This window comes from Sphingobium lactosutens (genome assembly GCF_013393185.1).
In the GTDB taxonomy this organism is placed as follows: Bacteria; Pseudomonadota; Alphaproteobacteria; order Sphingomonadales; family Sphingomonadaceae; genus Sphingobium; species Sphingobium lactosutens_A.
In genome coordinates this window covers 48,048-70,921 of the sequence record NZ_QJQX01000084.1, presented here as the reverse complement: position 1 = coordinate 70,921, position 22,874 = coordinate 48,048, and the positions used below count along the sequence as shown (strand labels likewise).

General features: G+C 63.6%; 26 protein-coding genes. 7 read left to right on the top strand and 19 right to left on the bottom strand.

What is annotated here, in order from left to right; translation table 11 throughout:
* Nucleotides 1-9: 9 nt before the first annotated feature.
* The 7 genes from DM806_RS25510 to DM806_RS25480 all read right to left on the bottom strand — a co-directional run bounded on the left by DM806_RS25510 (nt 10) and on the right by DM806_RS25480 (nt 7,976).
* Complete coding sequence (locus tag DM806_RS25510) at nt 10-1,446, bottom strand: flagellar hook-length control protein FliK (RefSeq protein WP_179045959.1); 1,437 nt, start codon at nt 1,444-1,446, stop codon at nt 10-12.
* A 75-nt stretch (nt 1,447-1,521) separates the two neighbouring features.
* Nucleotides 1,522-3,615 carry a flagellar biosynthesis protein FlhA gene (gene flhA, locus DM806_RS25505; protein WP_179045958.1) on the bottom strand — a complete coding sequence of 698 codons (2,094 nt, stop codon included), beginning with the start codon at nt 3,613-3,615 and terminating at the stop codon, nt 1,522-1,524.
* A 122-nt stretch (nt 3,616-3,737) separates the two neighbouring features.
* Entirely contained in the window at nt 3,738-4,181 is a 444-nt protein-coding gene (locus tag DM806_RS25500) for a helix-turn-helix domain-containing protein (protein WP_179045957.1), read from the bottom strand.
* Nucleotides 4,181-4,471, bottom strand: coding sequence for a flagellar motor switch protein FliN (gene fliN, locus DM806_RS25495; RefSeq protein ID WP_372859789.1), 291 nt, complete (start codon nt 4,469-4,471; stop codon nt 4,181-4,183). Before fliN ends, DM806_RS25500 begins: the two co-directional genes overlap by 1 nt.
* A 79-nt stretch (nt 4,472-4,550) precedes the next feature.
* On the bottom strand, nt 4,551-6,158 hold the full coding sequence (fliF, locus tag DM806_RS25490) for a flagellar basal-body MS-ring/collar protein FliF (RefSeq protein ID WP_372859770.1): 1,608 nt from the start codon (nt 6,156-6,158) through the stop codon (nt 4,551-4,553).
* Between the two features lie 98 nt (nt 6,159-6,256).
* On the bottom strand, nt 6,257-6,940 hold the full coding sequence (locus DM806_RS25485; RefSeq protein WP_179045955.1) for a FliH/SctL family protein: 684 nt from the start codon (nt 6,938-6,940) through the stop codon (nt 6,257-6,259).
* Between the two features lie 7 nt (nt 6,941-6,947).
* Entirely contained in the window at nt 6,948-7,976 is a 1,029-nt protein-coding gene (locus DM806_RS25480; protein ID WP_372859788.1) for a flagellar motor switch protein FliG, read from the bottom strand.
* 113 nt (nt 7,977-8,089) lie between these two features.
* Here DM806_RS25480 and DM806_RS25475 point away from each other — a divergent pair, with 113 nt between their 5' ends.
* The 4 genes from DM806_RS25475 (at nt 8,090) to DM806_RS25460 (ending at nt 14,226) form a co-directional block, all read left to right on the top strand.
* Nucleotides 8,090-10,792, top strand: a complete 2,703-nt coding sequence (locus DM806_RS25475; protein ID WP_179045953.1) for a hypothetical protein — start codon at nt 8,090-8,092, stop codon at nt 10,790-10,792.
* Nucleotides 10,793-10,806: 14 nt separating this feature from the next.
* Nucleotides 10,807-11,232, top strand: a complete 426-nt coding sequence (locus DM806_RS25470) for a flagellar biosynthesis protein FlgB (protein WP_179045952.1) — start codon at nt 10,807-10,809, stop codon at nt 11,230-11,232.
* A 487-nt stretch (nt 11,233-11,719) separates the two neighbouring features.
* Entirely contained in the window at nt 11,720-12,829 is a 1,110-nt protein-coding gene (locus DM806_RS25465; protein ID WP_256869494.1) for a helix-turn-helix domain-containing protein, read from the top strand.
* A gap of 68 nt (nt 12,830-12,897) precedes the next feature.
* Nucleotides 12,898-14,226: a putative bifunctional diguanylate cyclase/phosphodiesterase gene (locus DM806_RS25460; RefSeq protein ID WP_179045951.1), complete on the top strand. Its 1,329-nt coding sequence runs from the start codon at nt 12,898-12,900 to the stop codon at nt 14,224-14,226.
* 67 nt (nt 14,227-14,293) lie between these two features.
* Here the strand turns inward: DM806_RS25460 and DM806_RS25455 are convergent, their stop codons facing one another.
* From DM806_RS25455 to flgC, 8 genes are all read right to left on the bottom strand, one after another.
* A complete protein-coding gene (locus DM806_RS25455) occupies nt 14,294-14,716 on the bottom strand; it encodes a flagellar biosynthesis protein FlgN (protein WP_179045950.1) in 423 nt (140 codons plus the stop codon).
* A gap of 1 nt (nt 14,717) precedes the next feature.
* Nucleotides 14,718-15,005, bottom strand: a complete 288-nt coding sequence (locus DM806_RS25450; protein ID WP_179045949.1) for a rod-binding protein — start codon at nt 15,003-15,005, stop codon at nt 14,718-14,720.
* A 1-nt stretch (nt 15,006) separates the two neighbouring features.
* Nucleotides 15,007-16,128 (bottom strand): flagellar basal body P-ring protein FlgI, encoded by a 1,122-nt coding sequence (locus DM806_RS25445; RefSeq protein ID WP_179045948.1) that lies wholly within the window; start codon nt 16,126-16,128, stop codon nt 15,007-15,009.
* A gap of 62 nt (nt 16,129-16,190) precedes the next feature.
* A complete protein-coding gene (gene flhB, locus DM806_RS25440) occupies nt 16,191-17,267 on the bottom strand; it encodes a flagellar biosynthesis protein FlhB (RefSeq protein WP_179045947.1) in 1,077 nt (358 codons plus the stop codon).
* A gap of 3 nt (nt 17,268-17,270) precedes the next feature.
* Nucleotides 17,271-18,026, bottom strand: coding sequence for a flagellar biosynthetic protein FliR (gene fliR / locus DM806_RS25435; protein ID WP_179045946.1), 756 nt, complete (start codon nt 18,024-18,026; stop codon nt 17,271-17,273).
* A gap of 4 nt (nt 18,027-18,030) precedes the next feature.
* Entirely contained in the window at nt 18,031-18,294 is a 264-nt protein-coding gene (locus tag DM806_RS25430) for a flagellar biosynthetic protein FliQ (protein ID WP_179045945.1), read from the bottom strand.
* Nucleotides 18,295-18,465: 171 nt separating this feature from the next.
* Nucleotides 18,466-18,792 (bottom strand): flagellar hook-basal body complex protein FliE, encoded by a 327-nt coding sequence (locus tag DM806_RS25425; protein WP_179045944.1) that lies wholly within the window; start codon nt 18,790-18,792, stop codon nt 18,466-18,468.
* A 10-nt stretch (nt 18,793-18,802) separates the two neighbouring features.
* Complete coding sequence (gene flgC / locus DM806_RS25420; protein ID WP_179045943.1) at nt 18,803-19,210, bottom strand: flagellar basal body rod protein FlgC; 408 nt, start codon at nt 19,208-19,210, stop codon at nt 18,803-18,805.
* 114 nt (nt 19,211-19,324) lie between these two features.
* On the opposite strand from flgC, the gene DM806_RS25415 reads away from it, so the two are divergent.
* Genes DM806_RS25415 through fliP form a run of 3 tightly spaced genes read left to right on the top strand, consistent with a single transcriptional unit; the run spans nt 19,325 to nt 20,586 of the window.
* Nucleotides 19,325-19,558 carry a FliM/FliN family flagellar motor switch protein gene (locus DM806_RS25415; protein WP_066863417.1) on the top strand — a complete coding sequence of 78 codons (234 nt, stop codon included), beginning with the start codon at nt 19,325-19,327 and terminating at the stop codon, nt 19,556-19,558.
* Nucleotides 19,559-19,565: 7 nt separating this feature from the next.
* On the top strand, nt 19,566-19,850 hold the full coding sequence (locus DM806_RS25410) for a flagellar biosynthetic protein FliO (RefSeq protein WP_179045942.1): 285 nt from the start codon (nt 19,566-19,568) through the stop codon (nt 19,848-19,850).
* Nucleotides 19,843-20,586, top strand: coding sequence for a flagellar type III secretion system pore protein FliP (gene fliP, locus DM806_RS25405; protein WP_179045941.1), 744 nt, complete (start codon nt 19,843-19,845; stop codon nt 20,584-20,586). The genes DM806_RS25410 and fliP overlap by 8 nt, the downstream gene beginning before the upstream one ends.
* Nucleotides 20,587-20,622: 36 nt before the next feature.
* On the opposite strand, the gene DM806_RS25400 is transcribed toward fliP, so the two are convergent.
* The 4 genes from DM806_RS25400 to DM806_RS25385 are packed head-to-tail and all read right to left on the bottom strand — an operon-like array spanning nt 20,623 to nt 22,858.
* Nucleotides 20,623-21,252 (bottom strand): PilZ domain-containing protein, encoded by a 630-nt coding sequence (locus tag DM806_RS25400; protein ID WP_179045940.1) that lies wholly within the window; start codon nt 21,250-21,252, stop codon nt 20,623-20,625.
* 13 nt (nt 21,253-21,265) lie between these two features.
* Complete coding sequence (locus DM806_RS25395) at nt 21,266-21,691, bottom strand: hypothetical protein (RefSeq protein ID WP_179045939.1); 426 nt, start codon at nt 21,689-21,691, stop codon at nt 21,266-21,268.
* Between the two features lie 13 nt (nt 21,692-21,704).
* Nucleotides 21,705-22,568, bottom strand: coding sequence for a flagellar motor protein MotB (locus tag DM806_RS25390; RefSeq protein WP_179045938.1), 864 nt, complete (start codon nt 22,566-22,568; stop codon nt 21,705-21,707).
* A 17-nt stretch (nt 22,569-22,585) separates the two neighbouring features.
* Nucleotides 22,586-22,858, bottom strand: coding sequence for a hypothetical protein (locus DM806_RS25385; protein ID WP_256869493.1), 273 nt, complete (start codon nt 22,856-22,858; stop codon nt 22,586-22,588).
* Between the last annotated feature and the right edge of the window lie 16 nt (nt 22,859-22,874).

Sequence of the window (22,874 nt, the reverse complement as noted above, 5' to 3'; positions counted from 1 at the left end):
CGTTGATCCTTATGCCATGAGGTCGACTTGGCCGCTGGCGCGCAGCGGCCGGTAATGGAGATCGGCAAGCTCATCGCCACCATTGTCGAAAGAAGCGCGCGCGCCCTGATCCTGCTGATCGCGCCGCGAGCCTTGGTCGAAGCCGCTATCCTGCCCTTGATCGCCCGAGCGTGCATCGAAACGGAAGGACTGGGCATCGTGGCGGACGCCCGCATCCGCGAGCGCTCGATTGAGGTCGCCACTCTCGCGCCGTAACATGTCGAGCGCTGCGGGACTATCGGCCGACATGACCGCGCGCAACATGCCGTCCCGATCAAAGGACAAGCGCACGTCGATGCGCCCCATTTCGCGCGGGTCAAGCCGGATCAATACATCCTCGCGGTCGCCCTTTGCGGCCCGGGCGATCTCGACGCCGATATCAGCGCCGATCCGGCCGGGCTGGGCCATCACGACAGGCGTCATGACCGCGGCTTGGGGCACAGCTGGATAAGGGCTGACGGCCGGGCCATTGGCAACCGGCGTCATGGCCTGCGTCAGCAAGGGGGATGGCAGCCCGCCATCGATCGTCGCCATCTTCGCAGGCACGGTCAGGCCTTCTTTCCCCGCCGCCACCATCTCACCATGAAACATGCGGGCACCAGGAAGCTTAGAGGTGGATCGCTCTTCTCCCTGCTCCGTTGTCTCCTGCGGCGATGCTTGCGTCGCGGCGGGCATTTCTCGCGCCGGATCGTCGATCGCGGGTTTGGCCGAAGCCGCTGGCCCGGTCATCGCGGTTTCGGCGAGCGGAACCCGCCCCTCAAGCCCGCTCTGTTGCGGCACAGAAGCCGGTGCTGGCTGCGCGGCAGCCACCGCCAGAGCCTCCACCGAAGCTGGCGAAGGCATCACCACCCTTGCCCCTTCCATCAAGGCGGCATCCCCATCCAGAACGGTGTCGTCCTCGTCGGACATTGCCTCCATGATCCTGGCGTCCGTCGATCGCGCGCCTTCGGGGCCTGGCTGCGTTACAAGGATCGACGGCATATCATGCGCGGCGACCCGTATCGCCGGCGTCGGCGACCTCTCGACAGGTTCCGCGCTTTCATCATGCTTCACCGATGCAGCTCCATCCGGCGATTGCAGCGTCGATGGATCGGCCTGCGCAACGACCACGCGCGACATCAACGCCGTGCCGCCGGTCGCGGCAAGACCGAGCTGAGGGAGCAGCGGCGCCTCCACATCCGGGCCGGCGGCGACGGGAAAATCGGCCAGTTCGCTGGCCGTGGGCATCGGCGTCGGGCTTGCCGGGGCCAGAGCTGGAGCCGGTGGCGTTCCGGCTCCGCTCGTCGAGGCGATATCGATCAGGGCGCGAAACGCCCCCGCCGGATCGGCCGATGGCGCAGCGACCTCTTGCGGCGCCATGGTGGCGGCTGGGGCGAGAGCGGATAAAATGATGGATGCTGCTGGCATGGTTTCTCGATCTTGGGGCGTCGTGCGCCACTTCTATACGGTCATTATAGACGGGTCGGCCCCACTCCGGTCACGTCAACCGATCGTTCCGAGGCTGCGCAGCCGCGCACGCGCGTGCACTTCATTCTGCGACAGCACCACTGTCGCCGGACGCACCCGCTCGATGATCGAGCGGACGAAGGGACGGAGCGGCGGACTGGTCAGCAGGCAGGGTATCTCGCCCTGCGTGGCGAACCGGTCATAAGTATCGCGGACGGCAGCGATGAACGCCTGAAGACTGGACGGCGCCATGGCAAGATGCCGCTCATCCCCCTGTCCGACGATACTCTCTGCAAACGCCTCATCCCATTGGCTGCCCAGCGTCACCACCGGGATGGTCCCGTCATGGGTCTGCTGCGCGGAAATCTGGCGAGCAAGGCGCGCGCGCACATGCTCGGTCACTTGCGTCAGGCTTCCGGTCATGGCTGTCGCTTCGGCTATGCCTTCCAATATCGTCGGGATATCACGGATCGATACGCCTTCGGACAGCAGGTTCTGCAACACGCGCTGGACGCCGGAGACAGAGATTTTCGCGGGAATGAGGTCGGCGATCAGCTTTTCGGCGTCCTTGTGGACCTCGTTCAGCAATTTCTGCGTTTCGGCATAGGAGAGCAGGTCCGCAACATTGTCCTTCACGATTTCAGTGAGGTGGGTGGTGACGACCGTCCCGCAATCGACCACGGTAAGGCCACGGAAGCCCGCTTCCTCCCGCATGTCGCGATCGATCCAGAGTGCAGGAAGGTGGAACACCGGTTCCTTGGTCGGCTCGCCTATGATACCCAGATCCTGGCCCGCCGCATTGATGACCAGCAGCTTGCCGATGCGCAGTTCGCCGCGCGCAATCTCGGTTTCCTTGACATAGACGACATATTCATTGGCCTGAAGCGCCATATTGTCGAGAATGCGGACCGAGGGCAGGACGAAGCCGAAATCGATCGCCATCTGTCGCCGCAGTGCGCGGACCTGATCGTCCAGACGCGGTTCGGCGCTGGCATCGTTGATCATCGGGAGCAGACCATAGCCCAGCTCGATCCGCAACGCGTCGATGGCAAGGGTGCGGGAAATCGGCTCCTCGACCTGCGCCACCTGCTGCTGCGCCGCCGCTTCCTCCATATGGGCCTGCACTATCGCGGCCTCCGCCTTCTTCGTCATGCTCCACGCCAGCCAGCCACAGATACCGCCGAACAGGGCAAAGGGTGCAAAGGGCAGGCCCGGCATCAGCGCCAGCACCAGCATCAAGGCGGCAACGACACCGAACGCCTTGGGATAGCGCCCGAGTTGCTCACCCAGCGCCGCGCCGGTCTTGCCCGCGATGCCGCCCTTCGACACGAGCAGGCCGGCAGCGGTCGAGACGATCAGCGCCGGGATCTGGCTGACAAGGCCGTCGCCGACGGTCAGGATCGTATAGGTCGTGAACGCCTCGCCAAAGGGCACACCGTGGATGGCGACGCCAATAATGAGGCCGACGACGATGTTGATCGCGGTGATCAGCAGCGCGGCGACGGCGTCGCCCTTCACAAACTTCGACGCACCGTCCATCGCCCCGTAGAAGCCGCTTTCCGCCTCGATTTCGGCACGGCGTTCCCTGGCCTGCGCTTCGGTGATAGTCCCGGCATTCAGGTCCGCGTCGATCGCCATCTGCTTGCCGGGCATCGCGTCCAGGCTGAAACGCGCACCGACTTCGGCGATGCGCCCCGCGCCCTTGGTGATGACGACGAAGTTGATGACGATCAGGATCGCGAAGATGGTGAGGCCGATCACCGTCTCCCCGCCCATCAGAAATTGGCCAAAGGCCGCGATCACCCCGCCCGCGGCCTGATGCCCCTCATGCCCATGGCCCAGGATCAGGCGGGTCGAGGCCAGGTTGAGGCCGAGGCGCAACATGGTGACGATCAGCAGGATCGTGGGAAAGCTCGACAGCTGGAGCGGCTTGTCGATGAACAAAGCGGTCATGAGAATCAGGACCGAAGCGGTGATCGACAGCGCCAGCCCCAAATCGAGCATCCAGCCGGGCATGGGCAGGATCAGCATCGCGATGATGCCGGTCACGCCCAGCGCCAGCGCTAGGTCGCGGCCGGGGCCGAGACGCGCGATCATCTCGTCGAATTTGGCGGGAAGTTGGACTTTCATGGGAGAGTTCCGATGAAGGGGGAGAGTGCGACCACATCCGTTCGCTTCGAGTGCAGTCGAGAAGCATGGAGCACATCGTTTCTCGACATGCTCGAAACGAACGGGGTTGGATCAAGCGTCGATCAATGTCGCAACAACCCCGGCGGCGGCGTGAAGTCTTCGGTCAGGAAGCTCCGCAGCTTGTTCCGGATCGTCCGCACCGAGATGCCGAGCATGGCCGCCGCAGTGGTCCGGTTGCCCCGGCAGCGATCCAGCGTCTGGAGGATCAGTGCGCGCTCCACCTGGTCGACGCTGTGGCCGACCAGCTGCTCGACGGCGACGGTGATCGCCTGACTGGCCGCACGCTCCCCGCGTAATCGCGAAATCACGTCGGGCAAGTTGACAGCGACATCGACAACTACAAGATCGCCCACCGTCCGACGCCAGCGGTCCAGCGCCTCGCAATCCGCTGTGCCGACCGCGATGCTGGCAGCGGAACCGCGCACCATTTCGACGGCGAGACCCATGGTCTTGTTGAGATCGCCGACCAGCAGCAAGCGGGTCGGGTCATGTTCCGATGCGGACATCAACGCTCCTGTCGCACGATTTCGGTGAGGGTGATGCCAAGCGCGCTGTCGATCAGCACCACTTCGCCGCGCGCGATCAGGCGATTGTTGACGAAGATGTCGACCGGTTCGCCGACGCGGCGATCGAGTTCGACCACCATGCCAGGCTTCAGCCGCAGCAATTCGCCAATATCCATCCGGGCGCGGCCCAATATCGCCTGCACCTTGACCGGCACGTCGAACACGGCCTGGAGATCGTCGGGCGTCGGCGGCGCGGAGGGACGCGGCGACCAGTTGGGATCGGCATTCATCTCCACATCATCGCTGCCGTCAGTCAGATGGGCCGGCGTCAGTTGCCGGGGTTCCATATCTTCACTCATTGCATCCCTTTCATGCATTCATCCATTGGCGGATCACCGAGGCGGATTCCGCCGGACCGGCGGCGATCGCGTCGCCGATGCGCTTCAGGGCCGAGACCTTGATCCTCCCGTCAATCTGGGCCAGCGCGATTTCCTCATCGAGCAGCGGCACGTCCTGCCGCATCTCTTCCAGCTGACGCATCGCGCCCTCGTCGCCGTCGGCCGCGCGCTGGGCGAGCGCCGCCATCTCATCATTTTCAGGCGTCAGCAGATGCTCGACCGGCTGGGCTTCCGCTTCCACAGGCGCAACCTTGGGACGCAGCATCCGGATGGCGAGCAGGATCACGCCGCCGATCAGCACATATTTGGCGAGGTCGAGCAGATTGCCGACGGTCAGACCGAAGGGCAGGCCGCCATCCGTGCCGTCCAGATCGCCCGGCGCGGCAAAGCTCATATTTTCCACGACCACGCTGTCGCCCCGTTCGGCATCGAAGCCGACCGCATTTTCGACCAGGCGCTGAAGCCGCTGGATTTCCGACTGCGGCAGGCCCTTGGGGCCACCGTCGACCATCACCGCGACAGTCAGGCGCGCCACCTTGCCCGGCGACCGGACGCTGACCTTCTGAGTTCGGCTATTCTGGTAGGTAATGTCTTCGGAGGTTTCGTTACGGGCCGATCGGCGGCTTTCGCCTCCCGTGCCGTTGATCGCCGCTTCATTGTCGGGCAACTGCGCGCCTACGGTCACGCCCTGCGCACCGGCGCCGCTCTCGTCATTCTGGTCACTGGATTCAACCGTGACCTGATGCGCGACGACCTGCGTATCGGGGTCGAAGGTTTCCGCTTCCTCGCGCACCTGGTCGCGTTCCAGCACAGCGGCGACTTCGGCGCGGACCTTGCCGGTGCCGACGATCGGCGCGACCATCGCCTCGATCTCCGCGCGCAGCTTGTCCTCGAGGGCCGCCTGACGCTCGTCAATCTCCGACGATCCCGCGCCGCCGCTTTCCCCGGCCCGCGCCAGCAGCGCACCCGACTGGTCGACGATGGACACGCTTTCGGGCGACAATTCGGGTACGGCGGACGCCACCAGATAGCGGATCGCCTGCACTGATTCCCCCGGCAGCCGGCCGGTCGTCTTGACCGTCACCGCTGCCGTCGCCTTGCGTCGTTCCGTCTCGAACATGGCGCGTTCGGGCATGACCAGATGGACGCGCGCCTTGCTGACGCGCTCCAGGCTTTCGATCGACCGGGCCAGTTCGCCCTCTACCGCGCGGGTTTCGTTGAGTTTCGCGCGCGAGGCCGACATGCCAAACGGCTGTTCGGCATCCAGCACCTCATAGCCGATCTTCCCGCCCAGTTGCTGGCCGGCCATCGCCATGCGCAGTTCCGGTAGCTTGTCGACCGGCGCCATGACCGACGTGCCGTCGGCCGAAATCTGGAAGGGAACACCCTGTCCCTTCAGCTTTTCGCTGATCGCCTGCGCGGCGGAGGGGTCGAGGTCGGTATAGAGAAAGCCCATCTCGCTCGATGGGCTTCGCAGAGCCAGATAGCCGATGCCCAGCAACAGGGCGGCGGCGACGCCCCCCATCAGCAGCGCGCGACGAGGGCCGATCTGCTCGATAAAATTCCGCAAAGCGTTCAAGGCTGCCTCTTTGTGAGAGAGTGGGCGGCCCCCCTGGCCGTCCCCCTGATCATTATAGGAGGAGCGGCTAGGCAATAGTTGCCGGACGCGGGAAAAGTTTACGCGCCCTCACCCTCCCCGATCAGGCCGCCCAGCTCGCGCGCAACCGCCGCGCGGCGCGCGGCGGCGTCGACCACCAGCCCGCCTTCGGCCCAGCCGATATGGGCATCGTGCGGGGCGATATCCGCATCCGCGACGATGCCGATGTTGAGCGCGCGCCGTTCCCCGACGCGGCGCTCCGCTACCAGCCGTTCGACATCTTCCAGACTGTCGGGATGCACGCGGATCAGCACGGCAGTGCCGCGCGCCACCTGTCGCAGCGCGCGGCCCAGAGCTTCATCGATCGCCCGCCCCGGCTCCTGACGGATAGCATGGCCGGCAATCATCTCTGCCGCGCAGAGCGCCACCTCGGCCGCATCCTGCATCAATCGGTCGCGTTCGGCGCCCCATTGTCCACCAAGGTCGTCCAGTGCGGCGTGCAGCGCGTCGGTCGCGGACAATATGGCCTCCGCCCGCTCGCCCCGCGCCTGCGCCAGCCCCTGCGCAACGCCTTCGGACCGCGCCCTGAGCAAGGCCGCATCCTGATCCTGGCGCATCTGCTCGATCCGCTCCTGAAGCGCCACGATCTGCGCATGCAGTTCCTCGACGGGCGGCGCGACCGGCCCATGCTCCTCTTCCGGCGCAGCGCCGAAGCGGAACACCCGGTCGAAACCGAAGGGCTTTATCGAAATGGCAGCCTCCATCATCGGTTCAATAGATCATCGCATCGTCGCTCTTGGGATCGACGAGCATGATTTCGCCCCGATCACCAAGCAATTTGGCAAGACGCACCAGCGACGTCTGCGCTTCCTCGCATTCGCGTGCACGCACCGGCCCCATCGCCGCCATATCGTCGCGCATTAGCTTGGCCGCGCGTTCGGTCATGGCATTGAAGAAGATCTGCTTCATCTCCTCCGGCGCGCCCTTGAGCGCCAGCGCCAGATCGCGCTTGTTGCAGTTGCGCACGATCGTCTGGATCGCGCCCGGCAACAGGTTCGCCAGATCCTCGAAGGTGAACATCAGCGCGCGGATACGTTCGGCCGAATCCGGCGCCTTGTCGTCCAGCGCGACCAGCATCGCTTCCTCGGTCGACCGGTCGAGCGCGTTGAACAGTTCGGCCATCGTCTCATGCGGGTCGCGGCGCTGGGCGCGGGACAGGTTGGTCATGAATTCGCTCTTCAACGTCTGTTCGACCTGAAGGATCACATCCTTCTGCACCGTATCCATCTTGAGCATACGCATCACGACATCGGTGGCGAGTTCGCGAGGCAGTTCGGCCAGCACGCGGGCGGCATGGTCCGACCGCAGCTTGTGCAGGATGACGGCGACGGTCTGCGGATATTCATTCTTGAGATAGCCCGCGAGCACGGATTCGCTAACGTTGGATAGCTTGTCCCACATGGTCCGGCCGGACGGACCGCGAATATCCTCCATGATCTCGCGCACGCGATCTGCGGGCAATATGCCCTCCAGCAACCGTTCCGCCGTGTCGAACGATCCATGGAGCGAGGCCATGCTCGACACCTCGCCGGAAAACTGCACCAGCAGATGCTCGACGACGACCGACGGCACGCGGCCCAACTGGGCGATCGCGGCGGACAGTTCCTTGATCTCCTCGACCGATAGCTGCTCCCAGATCGGACCGCCATGTTCGCGACCAAGCGCCAGCATCAGCGCCGCCGCCCGCTGAAGGCCCGAATATTTCTTCAGTTCTGGCGGCTCGCCGATCTGCGGCGTCATCATGTTCATCTGCGCATATTCCCCAAAATATTGCCCTGCCGGCGCACCGGATCAGGGCTGCATTCCTCTATCTTATAGGAGAATGCCGGCAGCTTCCGGCGATGGAGGATCGGTTGACGATAAATTTATCCAATGGCCTAGTCGGCCTCTCCCTGCTGGGCGGCACCAATGGCTTCACATCCTATTATAGCGCCGCGACGGAGACACCGGCGGTGATGGAAGCGAAGAAAGCCTTTACCCTGCCGGAAACCACGCCGCCATGGCAGGAAGACCCCAGCGATGCGCCGCTCAGCACACAGATTGCAGCCATCAAGCGGCTCAAGACGATCATCGACACCGAAACCGACAATGGCCTGGAGGATCTGCCCGACGTGCAGACCGCCTTCACCACCTACAAGGCGCTCGACGCCCTGCGCCTGCTGGCAGAAAGCGCCGCCAAGAAGACCACCTCCTCGACCGAACGGGCCGCTCTGCAAAAAATATTCGCCAAGGGATTGAGTGATCTTCAAACCTATCTGGGTCAGGCGGAAACCGATCTTCTGACGCTGAACTACGGTCTCGTCACGCGTCGGTCGGAAAGCATCGGTATCCAGCCTGTCGATCTTTCCGGGAAAATCTATGCCGAAGGCGTCAGCAAGACGCGCGATGGGGCCTTGTCGGGCCTCAGCGGCAATGAAATCTTCAGCATCAAGCTGACACGCGGCACGGCAACGGAGACGGTCACGGTCGACCTGTCGACCACGACACAGCCGCCGACGCTGGACAGCGTGGCCAATGCCCTGAACGCCGCCATCGGCGCGACGCCGGCGCTGGACAGCAGCGGCAATCCGATCCTGGATGGCAACGGCAACCCGACCACCCAATGGAAGTCGCGCTTCAACGTGGAGAAGACCGGCGACACCTGGGGGCTTGCCTTCACCGCCGCGGGCATCGAAAAGGTTTCGATCGATCAGGTCAATTCCACCGACGCGCTGATGATCGCCAGCGGACGCACCGCAACCGATGGGCCAACCTCCGCCCAGATCTTCCGGGTCGACGATCCGGCCTCCTCGCTGGAGGCCGCGCGACTGAACACCATCAACGCCATCGACAGCAAGGCGACGGCGCAGGCGCAAGCCGCGGCGGCAGCCAATGCCGACGAGGATGACGGGGATGCGACAAAGCCCACCGTCTATGCCGGCACCACGGCGCGCGCCATCGCGACCGACGCGCAGGGCTTCAGCTATGTCGTCGGCACCACGGCCGGCGACCTTGGCAGTTCGCTTTCCGATGGCGTCAACGATCTGTTCCTGACCAAGGTCGACAGCGAGGGCAAGGTCGTCTGGCAACGCAGCCTGGGCGCGGCCGGAACCGGCGAAGGCGCCGCCGTCACCATTGCCGCCAATGGCGATATCGTGGTCGCAGGCACGGTCAGCGGCGCGTTCAACGGCAGCGACGACAGCCAGACCGACATGCTGGTCGCGCGCTTCACCGCCAACGGGACGCAGACCTTCGCCACCGCCATCCGGCAGGTCGGCAATGAAAACGCAACTGCGGTGGCGGTCGGTGACGACGGCAACCTATATGTCGCGGGCCGCGCCTCGACCGGCGGAGGCGACGCAGTGATCGTGCGGCTGGACGCGTCGGGCAAAGTCCAGGAGAAGCGGACGATCGACAGCGGAGGAGCGGACTCGATCACCGCGCTCGCCATCGACGGATCGGGCGAGCTGCTGGCGCTCACCAAGCAGGGCGGCAATGCCACGCTGATGCGGATGGATGCGCAGGCATTGTCCACCGATCTTGGATCGGCCAATCTGGGCGCCGTCGATGCACGCGCCATCGCCGTGTCGGATAGCGGCGAGATCGCTGTAGCTGGCGCCACCAGCGTTGCGGTCAACGGCGATCAGGCCAATGGCATGAGCGGCGGGCGCGATGCCTTCGTGACGCGGATCGCCGCCGACCTCTCTTCGGCCAGCACCAGCTATATCGGCACCGCCAATGACGATCAGGCCGACAGCATCACCTATATGAACGGGGCGCTCTATGTCGGCGGCCGCACGACTGGCGCGCTTGAAGGCAGCAAGAGCGGCAAGGTGGATGGTTTCGTCGCCCGGATCGATCCGGCCACCGGCATTGTCCAGGCCGTCGACCAATGGGGCCTTGTCACCCATACGGTCGAACCGGTGAAGATTGCCGCCGTGACGGGCGGCGCGACGGCGCTGGGCGCGCTCGGCCTCAGCAGAGGAGCGCTCAACCAGACGGTATCGGCAACCATTTCATCCCAGACCACGCTCAAGGAAGGCGACAAGTTCAGCCTGCGTGTCGATGGTGGCGCGACGCGGACAATCACCATCGGCAAGGATGAGACGATGGCCACGCTGGCGCAGAAGATCCAGCGCATTACCGGCGTGAACGGCACGGCCACCACCGCCAAGGTCGATGGCGAGCAGGTGCTGCGGATCGACGTCAAGACCGGCCACAACATTGAACTGATCGCCGGAGCGGACGGCCACGACGCGCTCGCCAAGCTGGGTATGGCACCGGTCCGCCTCGTGGCCGCGGCCCCCAAGGACAAGAATGCGCCGAAGGTGACGCCAGGCGGCAGCTATAGCCTCAATCTGAGCGACCTGCTGAGCCTGACCGACGCGAAATCCGCCAGCGCGGCACTTTCGCGCGTCAAGGCGGCCTTGTCGATGACCCAGAGCGCCTACCGTTCGCTATATTGGGACTCATCCAAGGAAGCGCAGGTAAACGGCACCATCACCGGCAGCGGTTCCGCCTATCAACAGACCCGGCTTGCCCAATATCAGGCAGCGCTCAGCCGCCTTTCCGCATAAAGGAACAGACCGCGATGACCTCCACCCCATCCCTGCTGGCCGGCATCGGCCAATCCATGAAGCATCTTTCCGAACGCCAGCGTGTGATCGCGGAAAATATCGCCAATGGCGAAACGCCCGGCTTCAAGGCCCGGACCGTAGAAGCCCCCGACTTTTCGTCACTGGTCGACGTCTATGGCAGCATTGGCGGCAAACCCCGCATCAGCCGGCCGCAAGTGCACCTGTCGGGCGGGATGGCAGCGCTGGGCGCGCGGGCGCCGCAGGCGGGCAGCGGCGTGACGCTGGAAAGCGAGATCAGCGAGACCAAGCCTGATGGCAATAATGTCACGCTGGAAGACCAATTGCTCAAGATGGGCGAAGTGCAGTCGAATTTCGCCGCGATGACCAACCTCTATCGCAAGCAGATCGGCCTGTTAAAAACGGCCATCGGGCGGGGCTGATCCCCGTCTGCGGGCGTTTGTCGTTATAGGGACGTGACATTTTGCCCGCGCATTTTTCGATATGCGCCGTTCATCCTCTGGAAACGCTGCAGCGATATGAGACGAAATAGGAGAACATCCTATATCGCTGCCGGCGGCCATTTTAGACCGCCAAGGCTTCAAACAGTGAAGTGACGAAAAAAACGTGACGTTTTGTGAAATTTTCGGGAAACATCGGGCCCATACACGCGTTCTGCATCGCAAGTCCGGACAACAAATGAACTGCGATATATCTCCTATAGGATGATGCAAATCAAGGCGCCGCAATTCATATCCTTTACAAGTCATTGACCATGAGCGGACGCCGTGGAATGATAGCGATCAAGGGAGTGACGGGCTGTTCCTGGAATATCTGCGTGCAGAGGGCAAAATGACACAGAAAAATGGCCGTTCACGTTCTAAAGACATCAGGGTGAAGACCGGCCTGCGGCCAATTTCAGGCATAGACATGTTTCGCACTTTCCTATTCCCGAACAATATCCGGGAATATCGGAAGAAAAAGAATATCGGCTCGCTGTTGCAGCTTTCACAGGTCATTCCGACCATCACCTATATTCGCCTGTCAAAGATCGAACGCGGCGAAATCTTCGCCCGCGCGGACGAGATCAGGGATATCGCCGCGGCACTGGATGTCGCGCCTGAGCGGTTGCTGATCGACATTGACGATCCGGCCTTCGACATTGCCGTCTGGGCTGCGGATTTTCAGGCCCCCGGCGGCATGGATCCGCTGGCGGACAGTCTCGCCGTGCTGGTCGCTGCGGCCGTACGCGCGCGCCGCGCCGCCAATGCGTCACTGACGATCGCCGCGCTCGAACTGGATTATGGCATCGCCCCGGTCATCCTGTCGCGTATCGAAAATGCCTATAAGCCGATCGATAGATGGAGCGCCGATATCCGGCAGGCCCTCTATGGTTTGCTTGGCGTGGCCAGCGCAGAGGAACTGGAACAGCATATGATCGCCGTCCATGCGCAGGGGGATCTCGACACCACATTGCCGCTGGTCGCCAATCCGGAGACGAGGATCGCGAAAACCCGGAGGAAGGTTCTGGCATTGCGGCATGAACTGATCGTGCCTGACGGATCGGGCAAACCCCGTCGGAAAGCGCGCGCCGCACAGCCGGCTCTGGGGACTCTCTCGTCCGGCGAGACGCCCGCCCCCGTGCTGGATGCCATTCATGCGTCGGACAATGCGACTGTCCGACTGCTCCCGGTGTTCGGCGCGCCGCTGAACGACGGCCTGATCGCCCGGATCGCAACCGGGGAACAGGTGGAAGCGCCCCGCAATGCCGGGCTGCGCGCCTATGGCCTGCGCATCTGCCGCCCGACATTGGGGGCCGGCCTGCCGGGACGGTCGATCATCGTGGTCGATCCGGATCGCTTTCCATCAGCCGGTGGCCTCGCGGTCATTCGCGAGGAAGAAGGACTGAGGCTGCTCTCCATCACGTTCGACCGACAGGGTCGAATGCTGGGCTATAGCGAACATCCCGATCGCGAGATTGCGATCGACGATATCGCCCCCGAACATGTCGCAACCGTCCTTTCGGCCCAGTTCGAATAAGATAGATCTCGATCAGGCGTCGATCGCCCTTCCATTCTCTATAATGGGAATTGGAGGGTGATCGACCTATGTCCATTTCCGGCTTCATCAAGTCCGCGCTGGAACGCGTGTCGCGCAATCCCGCCTCACACGTCCTCGACGGATTGAGCGGGTTGTCGCCGCGGCAGCGGCTGCAACGTGCCATCGACGATATTCGCGGGACCATGTGCCCTACCGCTCGCCTGGCGCTGCTGCTGATCGACCTTGACCGTTTCAAGCTCGTCAACGACCTGTGCGGGCCGGCCAAGGGCGATGCGGTATTGAGCATCGTGGCGCATGATCGGCTGGGCCGGATGCATGCAGCCCGGACGCTGCATCTGGCCGCGGACGAATTTGTCTGCCTGCTTCCTTTTGCGGAGCAGGACGAGGATGTCGCCGTCGGCTTCGCCCAGCAGGTCCAGCAAGTCATCGGCGAACCCATCCATATGGGCCAGCATGTCATCCACCTCACCACATCCATCGGCCTGGTGACGGAGGATGGGCCAGGCCGATCGGCCGACGACCTGCTCCATGCCGCGTCGGTCGCCCTGTCCCATGCACGGCAAGCCGGCGGTGATACGGTCGGCCGCTTTTCTCCCGACATGTTCATCGATCTCGGCAATCGCGCCGAACTCGAAAATGATCTGCGGTCCAGCATGATGCGGGGCGAGATACTACCCTATTATCAGCCCATCGTGCGGCTCGACAGCGGCCAGCCCAAGGGGTTCGAGGCGCTGGTGCGATGGCATCATCCACGACAGGGACTGATCGGCCCGGACCGCTTCCTGCCGATTGCAGACGATATGGGGCTGGACCGCGACATGCTGTTCATGCTGCTGCGGCAGGTCTGCCGGGATGCGCGCAACTGGCCGCCCCACTTCACCGTTTCGATCAACATATCGCCATCACAGCTCTGCGATCCGGATAATGCGGTGATGCTGCTCCAGATTCTCTTCGCGTCCGGGCTGGCGCCGGGGCGGCTGATCGTTGAAATCACGGAAAGCGCGCTGATCCATAATCTGGCCAGCGCTCAGGAAACCATCCGTTCGCTGCGCAATACCGGGATCCGCGTCGCGCTCGATGATTTCGGCACAGGCTATGCCAGCCTCAGCCGCCTGTGCAATCTCGAGATCGATCATCTCAAGATCGACCGCACCTTGATCCAGTCGTTGAACCGGGAAGCCGGCCGGAAGCTGGTGAAGGCCGTGGTCGATCTGGGTCGCAGCCTGTCCATGCCCGTCACCGCCGAGGGCATAGAGACGCCGGAGCAAGCGCAGTTCCTGCGCGATCTGGATTGCACCTTTGGGCAAGGCTATTATTTCGGCCGCCCGGCACCCGTCACCGTCGCAAAGGCCTCGCTTCTCGACCTCCCCGCCTGATGCCGGAGAGCATCGAAACAAAAAGGGCGCGGTCGATGCCGCGCCCTTTTCCCCCTGACATGAACCTTCAATATTCCGTGTTGAAGGATATGGGCGTCGCCAGGTCCATTTTTGCGAGGTCGCCGCGCGCGCCATAGGTATAGGCGCGGTTGCCCGCCAGTCGCCGGGCTTCATTGGCGATAGCGGTCATCATCTCCATCGACAGGTCGATCTGGCGTTCCAATATGCTGGCATTGGTCGCCGACGCCGTCCGCAGGTCGGCCAGGCATTCGGTCAGCCGCTCCCGCGTGTCGACGTCCATCTGATCGGCCCATTGGGGATGATGGCGATTGCGGCGCGCCAGCATTTCCTCCAGCCTCGCGACGAGCCGCGCCTTGGCCGCTGCCAGCTGAGCCAGATCCAGCACGCGCTCCTGCCCGCGCAGGCGCTGCGTCTCCTCATTCATCAGCGCCGTCAGAGAGGTCATGATGTCGATCATTTCATTGGGCATCCTATTGTCCTCCCTGCATGCGGATAATCTGGGCCTCCACCGCCGCGGCCAGGCCAAGTCCGCGCCCCTGCGCGATCTGGTTGCCGATCTGCTCCGCCAGGATGCCGCGAAACATGCTCTCGCCCGAACCGCCGGTGAAATCACCGTCCATCTCGGCCGATTCCATCATGATCTTGGCGATCTGGCCTGCGAAGACCCCTTCGAACTCGCGCGCGACCTTAGCTGCGCCGCTGTTGGTGCGGGGCATGGCCGGCGACGTAGACAAAGGGAGATTGGTTGGATCCGCCATTTTATTGCACCGCGATTTCGGCCTGCAGCGCACCCGCGCTGCGCAGCGCCTGAAGGATGGTGATCAGGTCGCGCGGGCTGACACCCAGCGCATTCAATCCCGACACCAGCGACTGGAGCGAAGCCCCGCCGCCCAGCATGGCGAGCGATGCGCCATTGCCATCGTCCGCCGTGATCTGGGTACGGGGAAGCGTCACCGTCTCGCCATTGGAAAATGGTCCGGGCTGCGAAGCGACCGGATTTTCGCTGACGCTGATGGTAAGGCCGCCCTGCGCGATCGCGACTGGACTGATGCGGACATCGGCCCCCATGACGACCGTGCCGGCGGCTTCGTTGATGACGATACGCGCGGGCTGGTCGACCTCCACGGTCATATTCTCGACCCGCGTGACGAGGTCGACCACCGTTCCGGCGAAACCGCCCGCAGGATGAATTTCGACGGTCGCCGGGTCCAGCACCTCGGCGGTGCCGGGCAACTGACGGTTGATGGTGCCGGCGATCCGGTCGGCCGTGGTGAAATCGGGGTTCTTTAGCGCCAGCTTGAGACTGGTGGCGGACTTGAGCGCGAAGGGCACTTCCCGCTCGATAATCCCGCCGCCGGCAATCCGGGCGGTGGTGGTGACGCCCCGGCTGAGGCGCGCGGCAGCACCCTGCGCCTTGAAGCCCGACACTGCCACCGGCCCCTGCGCCACCGCATAGATCTCTCCATCGAGCGCGCGGAGGGAAGACACAAGCAGCGTCCCGCCCTGAAGACTGGTGGCATCGCCCAGCGCGGATACCTGCACATCGACGGTCGATCCGGCGCGGGCAAAGGGCGGCATGGTCGCCGTTACGGAGACGGCCGCGACATTCTGGGTCAGCATCTGCGTGCCACGAATATTGACACCCATCCGCTCCAGCATCGCCTGCAACGTCTCCTCGGTGAAGGGGATGTTGCGAATGCGGTCGCCCGTGCCTTGCAGGCCGACGACCAGGCCGTAACCGACCAGTTGGTTGGGCCGCACATTCTGGACATCGACAATGTCCTTGATGCGGGGTGTAGGACCGGCCTGCGCCGGGACCGGCGCCAGCGCCGCGCTCAGCGCAGCAAAGGTCAGGATCGGCGATCTCATGAGCGTCTTCATCTTAGTCCTTATAGGATGATGGAGAAGGAAAGCGGGGTGCTAGGCGCGGGCAATTTACGCGCCTAGCCTGCACGGCGCCCCTGCCTGGCTAGCCGCATGACATAGCCGATGATTTCGGCCACGGCGGCATAATGATCTATCGGAATGGGTCGGTCGATCTCGACCGACCCATAGAGGGCGCGGGCGAGCGGCGGCGCCTCGACGATGGGAATATTCGCCCCCTTTGCCACTTCGCGAATGCGCAGCGCCACGGCGTCCACACCCTTCGCTACCACGACCGGCGCGGCCATGGCGCCATGGTCATATTTGAGCGCCACGGCATAATGGGTCGGATTGGTGATGATGACGCTGGCTTCGGGCACGGCGGCCATCATGCGGCGGCGAGCGCGCTGCATCTGGATCTGGCGGATTTTCGCCTTGATCTTGGGATCGCCCTCGCTCTGCTTATGCTCGTCCTTCAGTTCCTGAAGCGTCATGCGCATCTTCTTTATGAAAGCGCGGTTCTGGTAGATGAAATCCACAATGGCGAGCAGCACCACCAGCAGGGCGACGGCGCGGATCGCCTCGAACGCCATGCGACCGGCCGCCATGCCAACCGCGCCGGGGGTGTAGCCCACAAGTTGGTCCAGGCCACCGAAGCGCGGCCGCAGAACCAGGAAAACCACTGTCGCGATCGCGCTGAACTTGGCGAGCGTCTTGGCGAATTCCACCAGCGCCCGGGTTCCCAGCAGGCGCTTGAAGCCGGACATTGGATTGAGCTTCGACCATTTGGGCGAAACCCGCGACCAGTTCAGCGTCACCCGTCCTTGCAGGAACAATGTCGCCAGCGCGCAGGCGAACAGCACGCCCATGACAGGCGCCAGGCTGAGCGCAACATGGCTCATGATCCCTGCCGTCAGGTCGCGAGCGCCATGGCTGTCGAGGCGAAAATCGTCGGCGCTGCCCCAGAGGCGGGTGAGCATCGTCCCCAATCCCGACAGGGCCGACAGGCCGACCCAGCCAATCACGATGGTCGCGCCGGTCATCATCGTGGCGTGGCGCATTTCCGGCGAGAGGGCGACTTCGCCCTTCTTGCGGGCGTCGTCCAGTCGCTTTTGCGTCGGCGCGTGGGTGCGCTGATCCTTGTCGGCCTCAGCCATGGGTCAGATGTTCCAGCCGCTGGCCATGAAATCGGTCATGGCGGCGGCAAAGCCGGTCAGCATCGTGCCAGCGACCATCGCCAGCAGCGACAGGCCAAGCATCAGGTTGAGCGGCTGGGTGATGAAGAAGACCTGGATCGCCGGGGCCACGCGGGCGGCAAGGCCAAGGCCCAGGTTGAAGATCGCGCCATAGAGGATCAACGGCGCGGCCAGGCTGACGCCGAGACTGGTCGCCTGCCCCAGCACGCGCACGGCGAGCATCGCGAAATCCTGCGCTTGCGGCAGCCCGCCGACCGGGAACAGGGCATAGCTGTTGACGATCGAGGCGATCCAGAGATGGTGGACGCCAACACTCATGCAGACGATCAGCGCCGCAAGGCCGATTAGCCGCGCAAGTAGTGGCGACTGGCCGCCCAGCGATGGATCGGCCACGAGCGCGGAGGCTAGGCCGATCTGCATGGAGGCGATGGAACCGGCCATGGCGGCGGCGCTGAAAAGCATTTTCACGATCATGCCCATGGCGATGCCGACCAGCATTTCGGCGATGACGATCATCGGCAACGCGGCCTCAGCATGGGCGGCAGGCGTGATCTTCGGACCGAGCAGGCCATAGAGGCCGATGGAAAAGCCCAGCGCCGCCATCAGCCGGATTTGCGCGGGCACGCTTTCTTCGGAAAAAGCGGGAAGCAGCATCAATACCGCGCCCACCCGCGCAAAGAGGATGAGGAAGGTCGCCGCGTCGATGGGGATCTGGTCCATACCGCTATCCGTGGGCGATCGCGTCGGCGATGCGGTCCATGAAGACCGCCAGCGCCTGACCGATCATCGGCAGGCTGAGCAGCAGGACGATACCCAGCACCACCAGCTTGGGCACGAAGGTCAGCGTCATTTCCTGCACCTGCGTCAGCGCCTGGAGCAGACCGATGGCCACGCCGACGATCAGCGCGGCGATCAACATCGGGCCGGCAATGGTCAGCACCAGCATCAGCGCGGCGCGGGCGATTTCGATGGCGTCCGTGGAGGCCATGGTCTGTTCCTTTGTGATGATGGGAGAAAGCTTGTCCTTCCCCGTTCGCCCTGAGCCTGTCGAAGCCTGTCCTGAGCGCCTGCCTTCACAGGCAGTCGAAGGGGTCTACACTTCTCATCAGAAGAAAATGCAGGGCTTCGACAGGCTCAGCGCGAACGGAGGAGAGGAGAATTAAATCTGCATCCGCATGATTTCGGAATAGGCGCTGACCACACGGTCCCGCACGGCCACGACCGTATCCAGCGCCGTTTCGGCGGCGCCGATGGCGGTGACAACGTCGATCATGTCGCCCTTCCCCGCCACCTGCTTGGCGCTTTCCGCTTCGGCGGTGCGCAGCGATCCGGCGGCGTCGCTGACCATCGTCTCGATCATCGATCCGAAACTGTTGCCACCGCCCGCATGCTGCTCGGTCGCGGCGGTACTTTCGCCGATCGCGGGCGCAAGGGTCTTGAGCGAGCGACCATAGGCGGCGGCCGCGTCTAAGGTTCCGATTGCCATATATTTTCCTTTATTTCAGCAGATCGATCGTCCGCATGGTCATGCCGCGCGCGGATTCGATGGCGTTGAGATTGGCCTCATAGGATCGTTGCGCCGCCTTCATGTCGGCGGTTTCGATGAGGCTGTTGACGTTGGGGCGCTGGACATAGCCGCTGGCGTCGGCGGCCGGATTCCCCGGTTCATAGACGCGCTGGAACTGGCTCTTGTCGCCCTCGATCGACTTCACGGTGACGGTCGTCGCGCCGGTGGCGCGGTCGACCTCGCTCTTGAAGGTGGCGACGCGCCGCCTGTAGGGGTCGCCCCCCGGCTTGGTTGCGACGGAATCCGAGTTCGCCAGATTTTCGGCGATCACCCGCATCCGAAGCGACTGGGCGCGCAGGCCGGAAGCCGACACGCCGATGGATGAATCCAGGTCCATTTTCCTATGCTCCTGACTGCGTGAGGCAGACAGGAACCTTATAGGCAATTTTTGCCGGTCGCCGAACATGATCCTATAAAATTATTCCTATAACAAAGCTGAAAGGAGACCCTTATGTCGGTCCTTGAAGGCATTCCCATCGATCTGTCGATCGTACTTGGTTCCACCGACCTGCCCATCCGCCAGGTGCTGAAAATGAGCCGCGGCGCGATGATCCCGCTCGATTGCGATCATAATGATCCCACGCGCGTCTATGTGAACAACGAACTGGTAGCCGAGGGCAAGATACTGGTCGACGGCGAACATATGTCGCTGGAAATCACCCGCGTCATCCAGCGCAAGAGCTGATCGACCCATGGATATATTGTCGCTGCTGCGCATGATCGGCGCGCTGGGGGTGGTGCTGGGCATACTCGCGGGCGGCCTTTGGGTCGTGCGCCGCCATGAGATCCGCCTGCCGCAGAAATTCCTCACCGGCTTCGCGCGCCAGGGCGCGGCGCGCCGCATGGAACTGGTCGAGCGGCTGGCGCTCGATCCACGCCGCTCGGTCGCGCTGATCCGCAAGGATGGGCGCGAACATATGCTGCTGATCGCGCCGGAAGGGCTGCTGGTCTTGGAGGGGAATAAAGACCATGCGTAAAGGCCTGTTGATCGGTAGCGCCATCGCCGCGACCACAATGATACTGGCCCTGCCGCAGGCGGCGCTGGCCAAGGATATGCTGCCCGGCAGCGGAGACGGATCGCTTTCCGGCCGCGCAATCCAGATGGTGCTGATGCTGACGGTGCTCAGCCTCGCGCCCGGCATCCTTATGACCATCACCTCCTTCACCCGCATCGTCGTGGCGCTCTCGCTGCTGCGTTCGGGACTGGGCGTGCAGGGCGTGCCGCCCAATCCCGTGGTCATCAGCCTGGCGCTGTTCCTGTCCTTCTTCGTGATGGGGCCGACCTTCGACGCTGCGTGGAAGCAGGCGATGGTTCCCTATAATGAAGGGCGGATCACGGAAACGCAGGCGCTGGAACAGGGCAGCAAGCCTTTTCACAGCTTCATGCTGAAGCATGTACGCGACGAGGATATCGGCCTGTTCGTACAGCTTTCGGGCAAGCCCGCCCCAAATCGCGCCGAATTGCCGATGACGACGCTGATGCCCGCCTTCATGATTTCCGAATTGCGTCGCGCGTTCGAAATCGGCTTCCTGTTGCTGCTGCCTTTCCTGGTCATCGACCTTGCCGTGGCGGCCGTGCTGATGGCCATGGGCATGATGATGCTGCCGCCCGCGACGATATCCCTGCCGATGAAGATCATCTTCTTTGTATTGGTCGATGGCTGGGCCCTGATAGCGGGGTCGCTCGTCAAGAGTTTTGGCGCCCCAGGATGACATTCCCCAAAGTCCGGCATCGCTGCCGGGCCTTTTTTAAGACCGCATATTTCTCTGCGCGAGCCAGACGCCCAGTTCGTCGAAGGACAGCGGCTCCACAAAGGCCAGGCCCAGCGCGCCGTCGCGCGCCCAGCGGATGCCCCCCATGCGATCGGGCAGGCCGGCTATGCTGAGCGTCAGCAACTGATCCCGCTCCAATTCCATATCCACATGCAGCCGCGCCCCGCCTTGCGACAGGTTCACCAGTCGCCCGACATGGCGCCGGCCGTCGCCGCGCAAGTCGACCGGACATTCCGCTGCGAAACGGGGGGCACGCACCAGCCCCTGCTCGCTGCTGCGCGCGGCGGCCCGTGCCAGCAGAGTTCCCACCTCCACCGGCGCGTCGAAGGCGATGCCCATGCGGCCAGCCATAATCCAGCGAACTTCCCCGGACAGCCTGTCACCAGCCTTCAGTTCGATCTCGACAATATCCCCCTCGGTCAGCGGCACATGGACCTCCGCCATGAGGCCACCGCTCGACAGGTTCCGGATACGGCAGAGCGATTCTCCATGCTGGCTCCGCATCTTGCCGATCAGCAACAGGGTGGTGACGCGGGATTCACGCGGTGCATGCGGGCGGTCAGGCGCCGTATCGGGACCATTTCCAGAGTGTTCGACCAATATCACCTATCTTCCTTTCCTAGACCGGCGATGCCTGCGTCACCGCCGCGCCGCGCACGATGTCCGGGCCATAGGTTTCCCTGGCCGCATCGACCACCAGTTTGCGAAAGGCGTCGAGGCTGGGGATCAGGCCGTCCCGGCCACTCGCCAACGGCGTCCGATAGGTCCGCATGTTGACGGCGTTGAGCAGCAGGGGAAGTCTGGCCTTCACATTTTCTCCTTCGCCCTTCAAGACTTCGAGCTGGACTTCAAAGGATACATAGCCGGACAGACGTCCGTCCGCAAAGACTAGCGGAGCCATCATCGTGCCGGTAGGAACAAATTCTGTTATATTTTCCATCCCCTGTGTACCATCGGGATACATCATCCCGACACCATAGGCGCTCGCACCGCCGACACCGACGCCCGATGCAAGGGCGAACAATGCTCCCAACAATTTCTTCATCCACCATGTTCCATCAGAATTTGAAGCTGGCATCGCGCGGCAGCGCCGATGGTTCGGCCATGACGACGATGGTGATGCGGCGATTTTCCGGCAGGTCGGGACGATCGGGATAGACGGGTTCGCTCCCCGCCTTCGCCACCACCTCGCCGAAGCGATCGGGCGTCAGCCCGGCCGCGACCATGGCGGATCGCGCCGCCAGCGCCCGCTGCGCGGACAGCAGCCAGTTGGCGTCGCTTTGCCCGCCGGTGCTGTCGGTATGCCCCTCGATCGCGATCTGCGCCCTGGTTCCGGCCAGCTTCCGCGCGACTCTCGTCAGCATCTCGCGCGCGAAATCGTTGAGCTGTGCAGTGCTGCCCCGGAACATGGACCGTTTGGCGCTGTCGACCAGATGGATGCGCAGCCCTTCGCGGCTCTGTTCGATGTCGACATTGCGCTTGGCGTCGATCGGGGTGATCGCCGGCTCGATCGACAGGCGCATTTCCTCGGCGAGGACACGCAGCGCCGCTTCCGGCACCTCCGCCGTGCCGCCGCGCGCCGCGCCCTTGACGCCCGATTCGGCCGAAGGCTCGCCGACCGGATCCTTGTCGGCCGCCTGCGCATGGCGTGCATGGCCGCCCAGCCCCGGCTGCGAGCCGGGAAGAGAGGTCAATGTCGTGGCGGGCGAATCCTTCGCGGATACGGGCGAGAAATAGTCCGCCAGCCCCTTCAACTGCGCCTTGTCCGGATTGGAAAGCAGCCACAGCAGCATGAAGAAGGCCATCATCGCCGTCACGAAGTCGGCATAGGCGACTTTCCAGGCCCCGCCATGATGGCCGCCATGCTTCGCCTTTTTGACCTTGCGGATGATGATGGTCGGTTCGTCGCCGCCGCTGCTCATGATGCCATTTCCCCGTTTCAGGCCAGCGCGCTGCGCAGCCGCTGCTGCACCACCGCCAGCCGGACACCGTCGACCGCGCTGTCCAGATCCTGCCCCGTCGCCACGCGATCGAGCAAAATCGCGCTTTCATCGACATGCTGGACGATCAGGTCGAACGCCTGAAGCTGGTCCAGATAATCCATGGCGAAACGCTCGTCGGCGACCAATACGGCCGCCAATTCCTCCACCAGCCCGCGCGTCACGCGCATTTCCTGCGCCAGTGCGGCGCACAAAGCGACGTCCCTGGTCATGTCCCCCGGCCTTGTC

Excerpts from the sequence above, each read along its gene's own strand:
- DM806_RS25510 (WP_179045959.1), bottom strand. The coding sequence starts at position 1,446 with ATGCCAGCAGCATCCATCATTTTATCCGCTCTCGCCCCAGCCGCCACC.
- flhA (WP_179045958.1), bottom strand. The coding sequence starts at position 3,615 with ATGAAAGTCCAACTTCCCGCCAAATTCGACGAGATGATCGCGCGTCTC.
- DM806_RS25500 (WP_179045957.1), bottom strand. The coding sequence starts at position 4,181 with ATGTCCGCATCGGAACATGACCCGACCCGCTTGCTGCTGGTCGGCGAT.
- fliN (WP_372859789.1), bottom strand. The coding sequence starts at position 4,471 with ATGAATGCCGATCCCAACTGGTCGCCGCGTCCCTCCGCGCCGCCGACG.
- DM806_RS25485 (WP_179045955.1), bottom strand. The coding sequence starts at position 6,940 with ATGGAGGCTGCCATTTCGATAAAGCCCTTCGGTTTCGACCGGGTGTTC.
- DM806_RS25480 (WP_372859788.1), bottom strand. The coding sequence starts at position 7,976 with ATGACGCCGCAGATCGGCGAGCCGCCAGAACTGAAGAAATATTCGGGC.
- DM806_RS25470 (WP_179045952.1), top strand. The coding sequence starts at position 10,807 with ATGACCTCCACCCCATCCCTGCTGGCCGGCATCGGCCAATCCATGAAG.
- DM806_RS25465 (WP_256869494.1), top strand. The coding sequence starts at position 11,720 with ATGTTTCGCACTTTCCTATTCCCGAACAATATCCGGGAATATCGGAAG.
- DM806_RS25460 (WP_179045951.1), top strand. The coding sequence starts at position 12,898 with ATGTCCATTTCCGGCTTCATCAAGTCCGCGCTGGAACGCGTGTCGCGC.
- DM806_RS25455 (WP_179045950.1), bottom strand. The coding sequence starts at position 14,716 with ATGCCCAATGAAATGATCGACATCATGACCTCTCTGACGGCGCTGATG.
- DM806_RS25450 (WP_179045949.1), bottom strand. The coding sequence starts at position 15,005 with ATGGCGGATCCAACCAATCTCCCTTTGTCTACGTCGCCGGCCATGCCC.
- DM806_RS25445 (WP_179045948.1), bottom strand. The coding sequence starts at position 16,128 with ATGAAGACGCTCATGAGATCGCCGATCCTGACCTTTGCTGCGCTGAGC.
- flhB (WP_179045947.1), bottom strand. The coding sequence starts at position 17,267 with ATGGCTGAGGCCGACAAGGATCAGCGCACCCACGCGCCGACGCAAAAG.
- fliR (WP_179045946.1), bottom strand. The coding sequence starts at position 18,026 with ATGGACCAGATCCCCATCGACGCGGCGACCTTCCTCATCCTCTTTGCG.
- DM806_RS25430 (WP_179045945.1), bottom strand. The coding sequence starts at position 18,294 with ATGGCCTCCACGGACGCCATCGAAATCGCCCGCGCCGCGCTGATGCTG.
- DM806_RS25425 (WP_179045944.1), bottom strand. The coding sequence starts at position 18,792 with ATGGCAATCGGAACCTTAGACGCGGCCGCCGCCTATGGTCGCTCGCTC.
- flgC (WP_179045943.1), bottom strand. The coding sequence starts at position 19,210 with ATGGACCTGGATTCATCCATCGGCGTGTCGGCTTCCGGCCTGCGCGCC.
- DM806_RS25415 (WP_066863417.1), top strand. The coding sequence starts at position 19,325 with ATGTCGGTCCTTGAAGGCATTCCCATCGATCTGTCGATCGTACTTGGT.
- DM806_RS25410 (WP_179045942.1), top strand. The coding sequence starts at position 19,566 with ATGGATATATTGTCGCTGCTGCGCATGATCGGCGCGCTGGGGGTGGTG.
- fliP (WP_179045941.1), top strand. The coding sequence starts at position 19,843 with ATGCGTAAAGGCCTGTTGATCGGTAGCGCCATCGCCGCGACCACAATG.
- DM806_RS25395 (WP_179045939.1), bottom strand. The coding sequence starts at position 21,691 with ATGAAGAAATTGTTGGGAGCATTGTTCGCCCTTGCATCGGGCGTCGGT.
- DM806_RS25390 (WP_179045938.1), bottom strand. The coding sequence starts at position 22,568 with ATGAGCAGCGGCGGCGACGAACCGACCATCATCATCCGCAAGGTCAAA.
- DM806_RS25385 (WP_256869493.1), bottom strand. The coding sequence starts at position 22,858 with ATGACCAGGGACGTCGCTTTGTGCGCCGCACTGGCGCAGGAAATGCGC.